Here is a 13,265-nt window from a genome sequence, read left to right as displayed (position 1 = left end):
CATGACACCCGCCCTCGCCTCCGCCCTGACCCCCGCGCTGCGGCTGCTCGACGCCGAGACCGCCCATGGCCTCGCCCTGCGCGGGCTGGCGGCGGGGCTGGCGGGGACGGATTCCGCGCCCGATGCGCCGTCACTGGCGGTCCAGGCCCTGGGCCTCGATTTCCGCAACCCCATCGGGCTGGCGGCGGGCTTCGACAAGGATGCGGTGGCGGTGCTGCCCCTGCTGCGCCTGGGCTTCGGCTTCGTGGAGGCCGGCACCGTCACCCCCCGCCCCCAGGCGGGCAACCCGCGCCCGCGCCTGTTCCGCCTGGCGGAGGACGCGGCGGTGATCAACCGCATGGGCTTCAACAACGGGGGCCTCGACGCCTACCTGGGCCGCCTGCGCGCCCTGCCGCGCCCACTGCCAGGCGTGCTGGGCGCCAATGTGGGCGTGAACAAGGAGGGCGCGGACCCGGAGCGCGACTACCCCGCGCTCTGCCGCGCCGTGGCGCCGCTGGCGGACTACGTCACCATCAACATCTCATCCCCCAACACGCCCGGGCTGCGGGATTTGCAGGGGGAGGCGAGGCTCGCCTCCATCCTCGCCGCCGTTGCGCCGCCGACGCTGGGCAAGCCCGTGCTGGTGAAGCTGGCGCCGGACCTTGCCGACGATGCCCTGGGGCCGCTGGTCGAGGTCTGCGTGGCGGCGGGTGTGGCGGGCCTCATCATCTCCAACACCACCATCGCCCGGCCGGAGACGCTGCGCGGCGCGGCCAGGGGCGAGGCGGGAGGGCTCTCCGGCGCGCCGCTCTTCCAGCGCTCCACCGAGGTGCTGCGGGCCGTGCGGCGGCTGGCGGGCGGGAGGCTGGTGCTGGTGGGCGCCGGCGGCGTGGCCAGCGGCGAACAGGCCTATGCGAAGATCCGCGCGGGGGCGACCCTGGTGCAGCTCTACACGGGCTTCGCCTATGGCGGCCCGGCCCTGGTGGGACGGATCAAGCGGGAATTGGCGGGGCTGCTGGCGCGCGACGGTTTCGCGCGCGTGGCCGATGCCGTGGGAGTGGACGCGTGACGATCAAGATCTACGAAGGCCTGGAACCCCTGGCCGACCGCTATGACGGCTACGTGCTGGACCTCTGGGGCGTGGTGCATGATGGCCGCGCCCTCTACCCGGGCGTGTCTGAATGCCTGGCCATGCTGCGGCAGCGCGGCAAGCGCATCGTCTTCCTGACCAACGCGCCGCGCCGCGCCTGGTTCATCCAGGGCATGCTGGACAAGATGGGGCTGGAGCGCGGGCTGTATGACGGCATCATCTCCTCGGGCGAGGTCTCCTGGCTCTGGCTGAAGCACCGGCCGGAGGGCTGGTTCCGCAAGTTCGGCCCGCGCGGCTTCCACATCGGGCCGGAGCGCGATCTCTCGGTGGCCGAGGACGGCGCGGCCGAGCTGGTCGCCACACCTGAGGAAGCCGACTTCCTGCTCAACACCGGCCCCGACCCGGACCGCGGCTCGCATTCCGTCGAGGCCTATCGCCCCGCCCTGGAACGCTGCTTCGCGGCCAAGCTGCCCATGGTCTGCGTGAACCCCGACCGCGCGGTGATGGTGGGCACGGACAAGCTGATCTGCGCGGGCGCGCTGGCCGACATCTACCTGGGCTGGGGTGGCGATGTCTTCGAGGTCGGCAAGCCCGACCCGGCCGTCTATGGCCCCGTCATGGAGGCGCTGGAGATGACCGACCGCGCCCGCGTGGTGGCGGTGGGCGACACGCCCCACACCGACCTGGCCGGCGCCGCCGCGGCGGGGATGGACAGCCTCTGGGCCATGACGGGCCTGACGGCCAATGCCCATGGCGATGACCCGTCGTCGGAGGTCCTGGCGCGCGTGGCGGAGGAAGAGGGCGTGCGCCCGTTGGGGGCGCTGCGCAGCCTGCGCTGGTAGGGGCGGGCTTTCTGCGCGGCCGATTCACCGCCGCGGCCGCGCCGCGACGGATCGGACGGGCTTTTGCGCGGCCGCTTTACCGCCGCGCCTGCGCCGCGACGGATCGGACGCGGTCAGGCGTGCCCGGCCGCGCCCACGATGCGGCTGGGGTCCACGCGCAGCTTCGACATGGCGCGGTCCCACTTCGTCTTGAGTTCCGTGTCGAACAGCAGCGCCTCGTCCGGGGGCGCGATGAGCCAGGCGTTTTCCGCGATCTCGGCGTCGAGCTGCCCCGGGCCCCAGCCGGCATAGCCCAGCGCCAGCACGCATTGGCGCGGGCCGCTGCCCTCGGCGATGGCCTTCAGGATGTCCACGTTCGCGGTGATGGCGAAGCCGCCCTCGACGGGCAGCGAGCCCTCCTCGCGCCATTCATTGGTGTGCAGCACGAAGCCGCGCCCCTCATCCACCGGCCCGCCATTCAGCAGGCGGATGTCGCGCTGCGGCGGCACCGCCTCCACCCCCACCTGGCGCAGCAGCGCATCGAAGCTGAGCTTCTGGATGGGGCGGTTGAGGACGAGGCCCATGGCCCCCTCGGGCGAATGGGCGCAGATGCAGATCACGCTGCGGGCGAAGCGGCTGTCGCGCATGGAGGGCATCGCGATGAGCAGCTGCCCAGAGAGGGTGTCGCCGCCAACGGGGTCTAGGGGGTCGAGGGAGTCCTGCTGTGCCATGGCACAGAGATGGCGCGCGGGCGGGCCGGCTGCAAGCCGCGGGCGGCGCCGCATTCTCTTGGCGCCGGTTCTGTTCTAAACGGGCCACTCCGCACAGGAGGAAATCCCCCATGACGATCAAGGTCGGTGACAGCATCCCCTCGGCCAAGCTGATGATGGCGAGCGCCGAAGGCCCCAAGGAGGTGACCACCGAGGAGCTCTTCGGCGGCAAGACCGTGGTCCTGTTCGGCGTGCCGGGTGCCTTCACCCCCACCTGCTCGGCCAAGCATCTCCCGGGCTTCGTGACCAACATCGCCGCCATCAAGGGCAAGGGCGTGGACACCGTGGCCTGCATGGCGGTGAACGACGTCTTCGTCATGGGCGCCTGGGGCAAGGACCAGGGCGTGGGCGAGAACGTGGCCATGCTGGCCGATGGCAGCGCCGCCTTCACCAAGGCGATGGGCCTCGAGTTCGACCTGACGGCCCGCGGCCTGGGCGTGCGCGCGCAGCGCTTCGTGCTGGTGGCGAAGAACGGCGTGGTGACGCATGTGGCCGTGGAGGCGCCGGGCGCCTTCGAGGTCAGCAGCGCCGAGGCGGTTCTCGCCGCGCTCTGAGCGCATCCAGCGCTTCATGCGCTGGAATTGAAAAGCGGTGGGGGTCTTGCGGCAACGCAAGAACCTTCACGCGCCTGTCATGTTATCCTTCCGGACAGTGCATTCGGGAGGGCCAAGACATGAAGACGCGCACCATGGCGGAGATGGTCCGCCACCAGGACCCGCTGGCGATGCCACCGGGCGCCACCGTGCAGGAAGCCTGCATCGCCATGCACCGCCGCCGCGTGGGCGCGGTGCTGGTGGTGGAGCACGGCAAGCTCGCCGGCGTCTTCACCGGGCGTGACGCCGTGCTCTGCCTGGCGCGGGAGATGGACCCCGCCCGCACCGCGCTCGGCCAGGTGATGACCAAATCCCCCACCACGCTCCGCGCACAGGATCGCGCCATAGAGGCGCTGCGCCTGATGAATGATGGCGGCTTCCGTCACCTGCCGGTGGTGGAAGAAGGCCGGGTGCTGGGCATCGTGTCACGCTACGATTTCCGCACGGAAGAGCATGGGCGGATGGACGAGGAGACGGGGTATTTCGAGGTGATCCGGTAGCGCCGCAGCAGCCCCGCGATCGTCACGCCCGCAAGGCCGCGATATGGGCCTCGACACGCTCGATGGCCTCGGCGGGGCTGAGCATGGCCGTGTCGAGGCGGAGATGCGGCCCCTCCCAGGCCTCGAACCGGCGGTGGGTCACAGAGTGCCAGTCCGGCGGGACAAGGCCCGGCAGGTCCGAGACCCGCTCCTCGACCCGGCGGCGGTGTTCCGCCACGTCGGAACAGACCACCAGCACCTGCACCAGCGGAACGCTCCTTCGCGCGGCCACCGCCTGCCAGCCGGCGCGGCTTTCCCGCACGGGGTTCACGCAATCCGCCACCACGGCGAGGCCGGCGGCGAGGTTGGCCTCGGCCAGGGCATTGGCCACGCCATAGCCTGCGGTGCCCACCTCGCCAGCCAACACCCCGGCGTTGCGGATGGCCTGCTCGATCACGTCGATGCGGAGGTGCATCGCATGGCGACGACGCGCGATCCCCCGCGAGATCGTGGTCTTGCCCGTTCCCGGCAGGCCGCTGAAGACGATGAGCATGATGGTGTTCCTGGGGCGATCATAAGCATCCGTTAAGCCTGCTGCCGCACCCTCGCGGGGGAATGGAGGACAGCATGACCGGCGACGCCACGGCGGAGGAGGTGCGGGAGGCCCGGATGCGCCTGACCCGCCACCTGACCGAGCTGCACAAGCTGCATCTGACCCTGCTGGCCGAGACGCGCGCGCTGAAGCGCTTCACCACGGCCGGCCGCTCCAATGCCGAGATCGAGATCACCGCGGAGGTGCTGGAGCAGTATCTCTCCGCGACCGATGCCTTCCTGGAGAACATGCGCGGCCGCGTCGAGGCGCGGCTGGGCATGCTGCGGCGGGGCGAGCCGCTGGTGAATGGCCGCGCCGACGATGCGCCGGGCCATGGCGCCTTCTGGCTAAGCTTTTCGCGGCTCTGCGCGGTGCTGCGGCGCGCGGCGAAGCGCGCCGAGGCATAGCCTTCGGCTTTGTCGGGCGGCTGATTCACGCCTTCGCGGAGCGCCGAAGGCGATCAGACGCTCAGGGCAGCAGGACGGTGCTGCCCGTGGTCTTGCGCGCCTCCAGGTCGCGATGCGCCTGGGCGGCCTCCTTCAGCGGGTAGCGCTGGTTCACGTTCATCTTCACCGCGCCCTTGGTAACGACGTCAAACAGGTCCTCGGCCACGGCCACGAGATCCTCGCGCTTGGCGGTGTAGGAGGCCAGCGTGGGGCGCGTCAGGTAGAGCGAGCCCTTGGCGGCCAGCACGCCGATATCAATCGGCGGCACGGGGCCCGAGGCATTGCCGTAGCTGACCATGTAGCCCAGCGGCGCCAGGCAATCGAGCGAGGGCATGAAGGTGTCGCGGCCCACGCTGTCATAGACCACGGGCAGCATGGCCCCGCCGGTGATCTTCTTCACCGCGGCGGGCAGGTCCTCGCCCGTCAGAACGACGTGGTCGGCGCCATGCGCGCGGGCGAGTTCGGCCTTCGCCTCGGTGCTGACGGTGCCGATGACGGTGGCGCCCAGATGCTTCGCCCATTGGCACATGATGAGGCCGACGCCACCGGCCGCCGCGTGCACCAGGATCGTCTCGCCGGCCTTCACGCGGTAGGTGGTCCGCAGCAGGTATTGCGCCGTCATGCCCTGGAGCATCATGGCGGCTGCGTCCTCGAAGCCGATGGCGTCGGGCATCTTCACCAGGCGGTCGGCCTTGATGGTGCGGGCCTCGGCATAGGCGCCGACGGGCCCGGAGGCATAGGCCACGCGATCGCCGACCGCGACCTCGGTCACGCCCTCGCCGATCGCCTCGACGATGCCGGCGCCCTCCATGCCGATGGTGGCGGGCAGGCTGGGCAGCTTGTAGAGGCCGGTGCGGAAATAGACGTCAATGAAGTTGAGGCCCACGGCCTTGTGGCGCACCAGCGCCTCGCCGGGCTTGGGCGCGGGGAGCGGCACCTCCTCCCACACCAGTTGCTCGGGGCCGCCATGCTCATGGATGCGGATGCTGTGGTTCACGGGGCGGAAGCTCCTGGATTGAGATGGCGCGCCTCATGGTCGAGGAGGAAGCGCTTGGTGTTGGGGCCGTCGAGGCCGGAATAGCCCCCCAGCTTCCCGCCCGCCGCCACGACGCGGTGGCAGGGGATCAGGATGGGGATGGGGTTCGCGCCATTGGCCTGGCCCACCGCGCGGGCCACGGAGGCCACCTCGCGCGCGATGTCGGCATAGCTGCGGGTCTCGCCGGGCGGGATGCGGGTGAGCGCGGCCCAGACCCGGCGCTGGTAGGGGGTGCCGTGCGGCGCCAGCGGCAGCTGGAAGTGCAGGCGGCGCCCGTCAAAATAGTCTTGCAGCTGGTCCCTTGCCTCGCGCAGCAGCGCTGTCGCCGACTGGTCCCGACCCCGCCCCCAGTCGAGGGCGACAAGGGCGCCGTCCTCCTCCGAGAGGGTGAGTTCACCCAGCGGTGTCATCAGCGAGAGCTGAGGCATGTTTCCCTAGATTGCAGTGACGGGAGGGATGCAGCACCCCGCGGGGGCGCGCGTCAAGCGGGGGTTTTCAAGCCCCTGGGCGCAGGGCCATGGCGCCGCTACATGCATGGGGGAATGCAGGAGCTTGCCATGGCCGAGGCCGATCCCCCGCTCTACTTCGACGCGCATGTCTTCGTCTGCTGCAACCGCCGCGCGGAGGGCCATCGGCGCGGCAGCTGCGCGGCCGCGGGCAGCGAGAAGCTGCGCGACTACATGAAGGCGCGGGCGAAGGAACTCGGCCTCAAGCGGGTGCGGGTGAACATGGCGGGCTGCCTGGACCGCTGCGAGTTCGGCCCGGCCGTCGTCATCTATCCCGAGGGCGTCTGGTATCGCCCGCAAACGGAAGCGGATGTGGATGAGATCCTCTCGGCGCATCTCGTGGCGGGCGGCCGCGCCACGCGGCTGATGCTGACCGAGAAGGACGTGCCGCCGCCGAAGTCGTGAGGACGATCTTCGCCCTCGCCTCCGGGGCGGGGCGGGCAGCGGTGGCGGTGATGCGCGTCTCGGGGCCTGGGGCGGGCGCGGTGCTGGAAGCCCTGGTGGGCCGGCTCCCGACACCGCGAATGGCCAGCCTGCGGCGGCTGCGGCATGGCGGCGTGGTGCTGGACCAGGCGCTGGTGCTGTGGTTCCCGGGCCCGGCCTCCTACACCGGCGAAGACAGCGCGGAGTTGCACCTGCATGGCGGGCCGGCGGTGGTGGCGGCGGTGGCGGATGCCCTGGTGGCGCTGGGCATGCACCCGGCCGAGCCGGGCGAATTCACGCGCCGCGCCTTCCTGAACGGCAAGCTGGACCTGACGGCGGCGGAGGGCATCGCGGACCTCATCGCCGCAGAGACCGAAGCGCAGCGGCGCCAGGCCTTGCGCCAGGCCGAGGGCGGGCTGGCCGCGCGCCATGCGGAATGGGCCGCTCGGCTGACCCGGCTGCTGGCGCGACAGGAAGCCTTCATCGAGTTCGAGGAGGAGGACCTGCCTTCGGACCTCGACGCCCAGGTCACGGCCGATGCCCTGGCTTTGCGCGAGGAAATGGCCGCCCTGCTGGCCGAGGCGCCGCGCGGCGAACGTCTGCGCGAAGGCGTGGCCGTGGCCATACTGGGCGCGCCGAACGCGGGAAAATCCTCGCTGCTGAACGCGCTGGCGGAGCGCGAGGCCGCCATCGTCTCCGCCCGCGCCGGAACCACGCGCGATGTGGTGGAAGTGCGCCTCGAACTGGGCGGCGTGCCGGTGACGCTGGCCGACACGGCCGGGCTGCGCGAAACGGCGGACGAGATCGAAGCCGAAGGGGTGCGCCGCGCTCTGGCCCGCGCCGAGGCAGCCGATTTGCGCCTGCTGGCCTTCGCAAGCGACGCGGCGCCGGATTCCGCCACCCTGGCACTGCAAGGGCCGGACGCCATCCTGGTCGCCACCAAGGCTGATCTGGGTGGGACGACAATGATGGGCGCGCTGGCCGTATCGGCCCACACAGGTGCCGGCCTGCCCGCGCTGCGCGCGGCGCTGGAGGCGGCGGTGCGGGACAGGGCGGGGCTTTCGGAAGCCGCCGGCCTGACCCGCCCCCGCCACCGCGCCGCCCTGGGCGAGACGGTGGAATGGCTCGACCGCCTGCCCATCGCCCCCATGCCCGAGTTGCGCGCCGAGGCGCTGCGCGGCGCGCTGCGCGGGTTGTCGCGCCTGACGGGACGGGTGGATGTGGAGCAGGTGCTGGACCTGGTGTTCGGCGAGTTCTGCATCGGCAAGTAGCGGTGCTATAGCCCCCGCATGTTCGACATGCGCTATGACGTGGTGGTGGTGGGCGGCGGCCATGCCGGCTGCGAGGCGGCGGCGGCCGCTTCGCGCTGCGGCGCCCGCACGCTGCTGCTGACCCATGATCCCGCCAAGCTGGGCGAGATGTCCTGCAACCCCGCCATCGGCGGCATCGGCAAGGGGCATCTGGTGCGCGAGGTGGACGCGCTGGACGGCATCATGGGCCGCGCCGCAGATGCCGCCGGCATCCACTTCAAGTTGCTGAACCGCAGCAAGGGCCCGGCCGTGCGCGGGCCGCGCGCCCAGGCGGACCGCAAGCTCTATCGCCAGGCGGTGGGGGCGCTGTTGGCCGAAACACCGGGGCTGAGCGTTCTGGGTGATCCCGCCGAGGACCCGCTGCTGGAAGATGGCGCGCTGACTGGCGTGCTGACTGCCTCCGGCCGTCGCATCGGCTGTGGCGCGCTGGTCATCACCACCGGCACCTTCTTGCGCGGCATGATCCATATCGGCGAGAGGCGCATTCCGGCCGGGCGCGTGGACGAGGCGCCGGCGGTGGGGTTGGCGCTTGCTCTGGAGCGGCTGGGGCTGCCCTTGGCGCGCCTCAAGACCGGCACACCGCCGCGGCTGGATGGCCGCACCATCGATTGGGCCGCCCTCGAATCTCAGCCGGGCGATGCGGAGCCGGAGCCTCTGTCCTGGATGACGGAGCGCATCACCAACCGCCAGGTGGAATGCGGCATCACCCACACCACCGCCCGCACGCATGAGATCATCCGCGGCAGCCTGCACCTTTCGGCTGTCTATGGTGGGCGGATCGAGGGGGTGGGCCCGCGCTACTGCCCCTCGGTCGAGGACAAGGTGGTGCGCTTCGCCGACAAGCCGCGCCATCAGATCTTCCTGGAACCCGAGGGGCTGGACGACCCCACCGTCTACCCCAACGGCATCTCGACCAGCCTGCCTGAGGAGGTCCAGGCCGCGCTGGTGGCGTCCATTCCGGGGCTGGAGCGTACCACCATCCTGCGCCCCGGCTATGCCATCGAATACGACCACGTGGACCCGCGTGCGCTATGGCCCACGCTGGAATGCCGCGCCTTGCCGCGCCTGTTCCTGGCGGGGCAGATCAACGGCACCACGGGCTATGAGGAGGCCGCGGCCCAGGGGCTGCTGGCCGGCGTGAACGCGGCGCATTGCGCGGGCGGCGGGGATACGCCGGCAACGCTGACGCGGGCCGACGCCTATCTGGGCGTGCTCGTGGACGACCTGACCCTGCATGGCGTCAGCGAACCCTACCGCATGCTCACCGCGCGCTCCGAATACCGGCTCAGCCTGCGGGCGGACAATGCGGGGATGCGCCTGACCGCCCATGGCCTGGCCTGGGGCTGCATCGGCCCGGCCCGCGCCGCCGCCCACCGGAGCTTCGCGCGGGCGGTGGAGGACGCCCTGGCCCGCGCCCGCTCTGAAGGCGCGACCCCCGCGCAGTATCTGGCTGCCGGCATGCCCATCAACCAGGACGGCCGCTGGCGCAGCCTCTTCGACGTGCTGGCGCTGCCAGCCGCCGCGGCAGCCGCGATCGAAGTGCTGTTCCCCTGGCTGACCGACCTGCCACCGCGCGTCCGCGCCTATCTGGAGGCGGAAGCCCTCTATGCCCCCTACCTCGACCGCCACGCGGCGGAGCGCGCGATGCTGGAACGGGAGGAGGCCCTCGCGATCCCGGCCGACATTGACTTCGCCGCCATCGCCGGCCTGTCCAACGAAATGCGGGACCGTCTGCACCACGCCCGCCCCGCCACCCTGGGCAGCGCTGGCCGCCTCCCGGGCGTGACGCCCGCAGCCCTCGCGGCCCTTGCCGTCCACCTCCGGCGCCAAATGCGTGTTTCACGTGAAACAGCCTGACCCGCCCCCGGAGCACCCTGTTTCACGTGAAACAGAAGCGCGGCTGCGTGCATATCTGCGCCTGCTGTTGGAATGGAACGGCCGCATCAACCTCGTGGCCGCCGCGCCGGAAGAGGTGCTGTGGCAGCGCCACATCCTGGATGGCTGGCAACTTCTTCCGCTCCTACCCGACGGCCCCCTGGCGGACCTCGGCTCCGGTGGCGGACTGCCAGGCCTCGTCATCGCCATAGGGCGCGCGCAGGAAACGCACCTCGTCGAATCGGATCGGCGCAAATCCGCCTTTCTGATGGAGGCGACGCGCCAGCTTGGCCTGCCCCATGTGCGCGTCCACGCACGCCGCATCGAGGCCGCGCAACTGCCGCCACTCACCGTCCTGACCGCCCGCGCCCTTGCGCCACTGACGGATTTGCTGCCGCACGCCGCGCGCCTGCTGGCCCCAGGCGGCGTTGCGGTCTTTCCAAAGGGCAGAACCGCTGAAGCGGAGTTGACGGCCGCCGCGCCGCATTGGTTTATGCGGGTCGAGCGGTTCGCGAGCCGGACGGACGCTGCCGCCACCATTTTCCGGCTGAGCGAGATTCGCCCTGAAGTCGTTTGACACCCCGCCGCCGCGCATCCTCGCCCTCGCCAACCAGAAGGGTGGCGTGGGCAAGACCACGACCGCCGTGAACCTGGCCGCCGCCCTTGCCGCGCGGCAGAAGGTGCTGCTGATCGACCTCGATCCGCAGGGCAATGCCTCCACCGGCCTCGGCGTGGCACGGGCGGATCGTGGCGCGGGCAGCTACGCCCTGCTGATCGATGGCCGCCCCCTGGCCGAGGTCATCCGTCCCACCGCCGTGAAGAACCTCCATCTCGTGCCCGCCGATCAGGACCTGGCCGGTGCCGAGCTGGAGCTGGCCGACCTCTCCCGCCGTGAATCCCGCCTGAAGACCGCGATCGAGGCCGGCGCCGAACGTCTGCGCGGCGTGGACTGGGTGCTGCTGGACTGCCCGCCCTCGCTCGGCCTGCTGACCCTGAACGCGCTGGTGGCGGCCGAGGCCGTCATGGTCCCCCTCCAGGCAGAATTCTACGCGCTGGAAGGCATGTCCCAGATCATGCAGACGCTGGAGCGGGTGCGCGGCGGCTTCAACCCCGCGCTGCGCCTGGAAGGCATCGTGCTGACCATGCTGGACCGCCGCAACAACCTCTCCGAGGCGGTGGAGAACGATGTCCGCGGCTTCTTCAAGCAGCAGGTCTATGAGACGGTCATTCCGCGCAACGTCCGCGTCTCCGAGGCGCCTTCGCACGGCCTGCCCGTGACGCTGTATGACCCGCGCTCGCCCGGGGCCGATGCCTACACCCGCCTTGCCGCCGAATTCCTCCGCCGCCATCGCGCGCGGCTCCGCCAGGAGGCCACCACATGAGCAAGCCCCCCGCCTTGGGCCGTGGCCTTTCGGCCCTGCTGGGCGATGCCGCGGCTGCCAGTACCGGGGCCAACACCCCAGGCCTGCGCCACCTCCCCGTTGCGTCCATCGAACCCGGCGCCTTTCAGCCGCGCGAGGCCATGGACGAAGCGGCCCTGGCCGAACTCGCCGGCTCCATCCGCGAGCATGGCGTGCTGCAGCCCATCCTGGTGCGCCCGCTGAAATCCAGCCGCGGCCAGCGCTTCGAGATCATCGGTGGCGAACGTCGCTGGCGCGCCGCCCAGGCCGCCGGCCTCCACGAGGTGCCGGCTTTGGTGCGCGACCTGTCGGACCGCGAAGCCATGGCCGCGGGCCTCGTGGAAAACCTCCAGCGCCAGGACCTCAACGCGCTGGAAGAGGCCGAAGGCTATGGCCGCCTCGTCGAGCAGTTCGGCCTGACGCAGGACGCCCTTGCCCGCGCCGTCGGCAAGAGCCGCCCGCACATCGCCAACACGCTACGCCTGCTGCAACTGCCCGACCGTGTGCGCGAATTGCTGCGAGAGGGCGCGCTGACCGCCGGCCACGCCCGCGCCCTGCTCACCGCCAAGGACCCGGTCGGCCTGGCCCTTCAGGTGGTGGACCGCGGCCTGAACGTGCGCCAGGCCGAGGCGCTGGCCGCCAGCCGCAACCTGCCCCCGGCCCCGCGCGCGCCCCGCTCGGACGCCGACACCCGCGCGATCGAGCAGAAGATCATCGCGCATCTCGGCCTCAAGGTCGCCATCAAGCACGGGCCGCGCGGGGGGCAGGTGGTGCTGTCCTACAAGGACCTCGACCAGCTCGACGGGATCGTCCGCCTCCTCACGAAATGATGGCGGCGTGCGCCATGGTGCTGAGCGTGTCCATGCGCGGCCCATGGAATTCCTCGCTCTGCCGCGTGTTCGACAGGAAGGCGAAGCTCACCCCCGAAGCCGGGTCTCCCCAGCAATAGGACGACCCCACGCCGCCATGCCCGAAGGTGGAGGGGTGTGCGATGGCGCCCAGCCCCCGGATGGCAGGCGTGGTGCCCCGCAGATGCGGCCCCAGGCCCCGGTGCATGGGCATGCCGTTGTATTCGTCCGGCCGGTCACCCGTGTAGTTCCGTACGGCATATTCGACGCTGCGCGGCGACAGGATGCGCCGCCCCGCCAAGGCACCCCCACCCAACAGCGCCTGGTAGAAGGCCGCCATGGCGCGCGCCGTGCCATAGCCTCCCCCGCCCGGGATGCCCGCTGCGCGGTGCGCCTGGCTGCCCTCGGGCATCCGCACGCTGCCGTCCACGTCGCGCATGTCGGCCACGCGGGGCGCTTCGGCCTCGGGCAGGCCCACGAAGAGTTCCCGCTCCAGCCGCAGCGGCTCGATGATGTTGCGGCGCAGGAAGGCGCGGTGATCCTCGCCCGTCACGGCGCGGATCACCGCCGCCGCCACCCAATGGGCCGCGGCAGGGTGGTAACGCACCAGGCTGCCAGGCGCCCATTCCAGGCTGAAATCGCACACCACCTCGCGCAGCTTGGCGGGGTCCTCCCAGGCCTCGGCGGGCACTTCGGCGCTGGGGAAACCCGCCTGGTGGGTCAGTAGCTCGATGAAGGTGATGGCACCCTTGCCGCCCGTCTCGAAGCCCGGAAGGTGCTCGGCCACGGTGTCGCTCAAGCGCAGCGCGCCCCGCTCGGCCAGCAGCCACAGGGCGGCCGCCGTCAGCACCTTGGTGTTGGAATAGAGCAGCCACAGCGTCTCCGCCGTCGCCTTCACGCCAGGGCGCGCCTCACCAAAGCTGCGGTGCAACGCGAGCCGTCCATGCCGCGCGATGGCGAGCTGCGCGCCGGAATGGTGTTCGGCCGCGATATCGGCCTCGATGCGGGCACAGAGCGCCTCCAGCCGCCCAGGGTCGAGGCCGAGTTCGGCGGGGCTGGCGTCTGGCAAAGGAAAGGGCACGGTCATTGATCATCCT

General features: G+C 71.2%; 16 protein-coding genes. 11 read left to right on the top strand and 5 right to left on the bottom strand.

Annotated features, from left to right (window positions below; genetic code table 11):
• The first annotated feature begins 1 nt into the window (after position 1).
• Both GGQ83_RS02905 and GGQ83_RS02900 read left to right on the top strand, forming a co-directional pair.
• Positions 2-1,048, top strand: a complete 1,047-nt coding sequence (locus GGQ83_RS02905; protein WP_184382089.1) for a quinone-dependent dihydroorotate dehydrogenase — start codon at positions 2-4, stop codon at positions 1,046-1,048.
• Complete coding sequence (locus GGQ83_RS02900) at positions 1,045-1,911, top strand: TIGR01459 family HAD-type hydrolase (RefSeq protein WP_311727049.1); 867 nt, start codon at positions 1,045-1,047, stop codon at positions 1,909-1,911. The genes GGQ83_RS02905 and GGQ83_RS02900 overlap by 4 nt, the downstream gene beginning before the upstream one ends.
• A gap of 113 nt (positions 1,912-2,024) precedes the next feature.
• On the opposite strand, the gene GGQ83_RS02895 is transcribed toward GGQ83_RS02900, so the two are convergent.
• The gene (locus GGQ83_RS02895; RefSeq protein WP_184382088.1) at positions 2,025-2,621 is read right to left on the bottom strand and encodes a YqgE/AlgH family protein; all 597 of its coding nucleotides are present in this window, start codon (positions 2,619-2,621) and stop codon (positions 2,025-2,027) included.
• Positions 2,622-2,731: 110 nt separating this feature from the next.
• Between GGQ83_RS02895 and GGQ83_RS02890 the strand changes: the two genes are divergently transcribed.
• Positions 2,732-3,214: a peroxiredoxin gene (locus tag GGQ83_RS02890; protein WP_184382087.1), complete on the top strand. Its 483-nt coding sequence runs from the start codon at positions 2,732-2,734 to the stop codon at positions 3,212-3,214.
• 119 nt (positions 3,215-3,333) lie between these two features.
• On the top strand, positions 3,334-3,753 hold the full coding sequence (locus GGQ83_RS02885) for a CBS domain-containing protein (RefSeq protein WP_184382086.1): 420 nt from the start codon (positions 3,334-3,336) through the stop codon (positions 3,751-3,753).
• A gap of 22 nt (positions 3,754-3,775) precedes the next feature.
• Here the strand turns inward: GGQ83_RS02885 and GGQ83_RS02880 are convergent, their stop codons facing one another.
• Complete coding sequence (locus GGQ83_RS02880; RefSeq protein WP_184382085.1) at positions 3,776-4,285, bottom strand: AAA family ATPase; 510 nt, start codon at positions 4,283-4,285, stop codon at positions 3,776-3,778.
• A gap of 74 nt (positions 4,286-4,359) precedes the next feature.
• Between GGQ83_RS02880 and GGQ83_RS02875 the strand changes: the two genes are divergently transcribed.
• The gene (locus GGQ83_RS02875; protein WP_184382084.1) at positions 4,360-4,731 is read left to right on the top strand and encodes a hypothetical protein; all 372 of its coding nucleotides are present in this window, start codon (positions 4,360-4,362) and stop codon (positions 4,729-4,731) included.
• 61 nt (positions 4,732-4,792) lie between these two features.
• On the opposite strand, the gene GGQ83_RS02870 is transcribed toward GGQ83_RS02875, so the two are convergent.
• Both GGQ83_RS02870 and GGQ83_RS02865 read right to left on the bottom strand, forming a co-directional pair.
• Positions 4,793-5,767, bottom strand: a complete 975-nt coding sequence (locus GGQ83_RS02870) for a quinone oxidoreductase family protein (protein WP_184382083.1) — start codon at positions 5,765-5,767, stop codon at positions 4,793-4,795.
• Entirely contained in the window at positions 5,764-6,234 is a 471-nt protein-coding gene (locus tag GGQ83_RS02865; RefSeq protein ID WP_184382082.1) for a methylated-DNA--[protein]-cysteine S-methyltransferase, read from the bottom strand. Before GGQ83_RS02865 ends, GGQ83_RS02870 begins: the two co-directional genes overlap by 4 nt.
• A 129-nt stretch (positions 6,235-6,363) precedes the next feature.
• On the opposite strand from GGQ83_RS02865, the gene GGQ83_RS02860 reads away from it, so the two are divergent.
• From GGQ83_RS02860 to GGQ83_RS02835, 6 genes are read left to right on the top strand one after another with little or no spacing between them, the layout of a single operon-like run.
• Entirely contained in the window at positions 6,364-6,717 is a 354-nt protein-coding gene (locus GGQ83_RS02860) for a (2Fe-2S) ferredoxin domain-containing protein (protein WP_242534839.1), read from the top strand.
• Positions 6,714-8,006 carry a tRNA uridine-5-carboxymethylaminomethyl(34) synthesis GTPase MnmE gene (gene mnmE / locus GGQ83_RS02855; protein WP_184382080.1) on the top strand — a complete coding sequence of 431 codons (1,293 nt, stop codon included), beginning with the start codon at positions 6,714-6,716 and terminating at the stop codon, positions 8,004-8,006. Before GGQ83_RS02860 ends, mnmE begins: the two co-directional genes overlap by 4 nt.
• Before the next feature lie 18 nt (positions 8,007-8,024).
• Entirely contained in the window at positions 8,025-9,902 is a 1,878-nt protein-coding gene (gene mnmG, locus GGQ83_RS02850; RefSeq protein ID WP_184382079.1) for a tRNA uridine-5-carboxymethylaminomethyl(34) synthesis enzyme MnmG, read from the top strand.
• Positions 9,889-10,497: a 16S rRNA (guanine(527)-N(7))-methyltransferase RsmG gene (rsmG, locus tag GGQ83_RS02845; protein WP_184382078.1), complete on the top strand. Its 609-nt coding sequence runs from the start codon at positions 9,889-9,891 to the stop codon at positions 10,495-10,497. The genes mnmG and rsmG overlap by 14 nt, the downstream gene beginning before the upstream one ends.
• On the top strand, positions 10,484-11,302 hold the full coding sequence (locus tag GGQ83_RS02840; RefSeq protein WP_184382923.1) for a ParA family protein: 819 nt from the start codon (positions 10,484-10,486) through the stop codon (positions 11,300-11,302). Before rsmG ends, GGQ83_RS02840 begins: the two co-directional genes overlap by 14 nt.
• Positions 11,299-12,150: a ParB/RepB/Spo0J family partition protein gene (locus GGQ83_RS02835; protein ID WP_184382077.1), complete on the top strand. Its 852-nt coding sequence runs from the start codon at positions 11,299-11,301 to the stop codon at positions 12,148-12,150. Before GGQ83_RS02840 ends, GGQ83_RS02835 begins: the two co-directional genes overlap by 4 nt.
• On the opposite strand, the gene GGQ83_RS02830 is transcribed toward GGQ83_RS02835, so the two are convergent.
• Complete coding sequence (locus GGQ83_RS02830) at positions 12,140-13,255, bottom strand: serine hydrolase domain-containing protein (RefSeq protein WP_184382076.1); 1,116 nt, start codon at positions 13,253-13,255, stop codon at positions 12,140-12,142. The genes GGQ83_RS02835 and GGQ83_RS02830 overlap by 11 nt on opposite strands.
• Positions 13,256-13,265 lie beyond the last annotated feature (10 nt).

This window comes from Roseococcus suduntuyensis, from assembly GCF_014196305.1.
Taxonomy (GTDB): domain Bacteria; phylum Pseudomonadota; class Alphaproteobacteria; order Acetobacterales; family Acetobacteraceae; genus Roseococcus; species Roseococcus suduntuyensis.
This window is presented reverse-complemented; position numbering and strand designations above follow the sequence as displayed.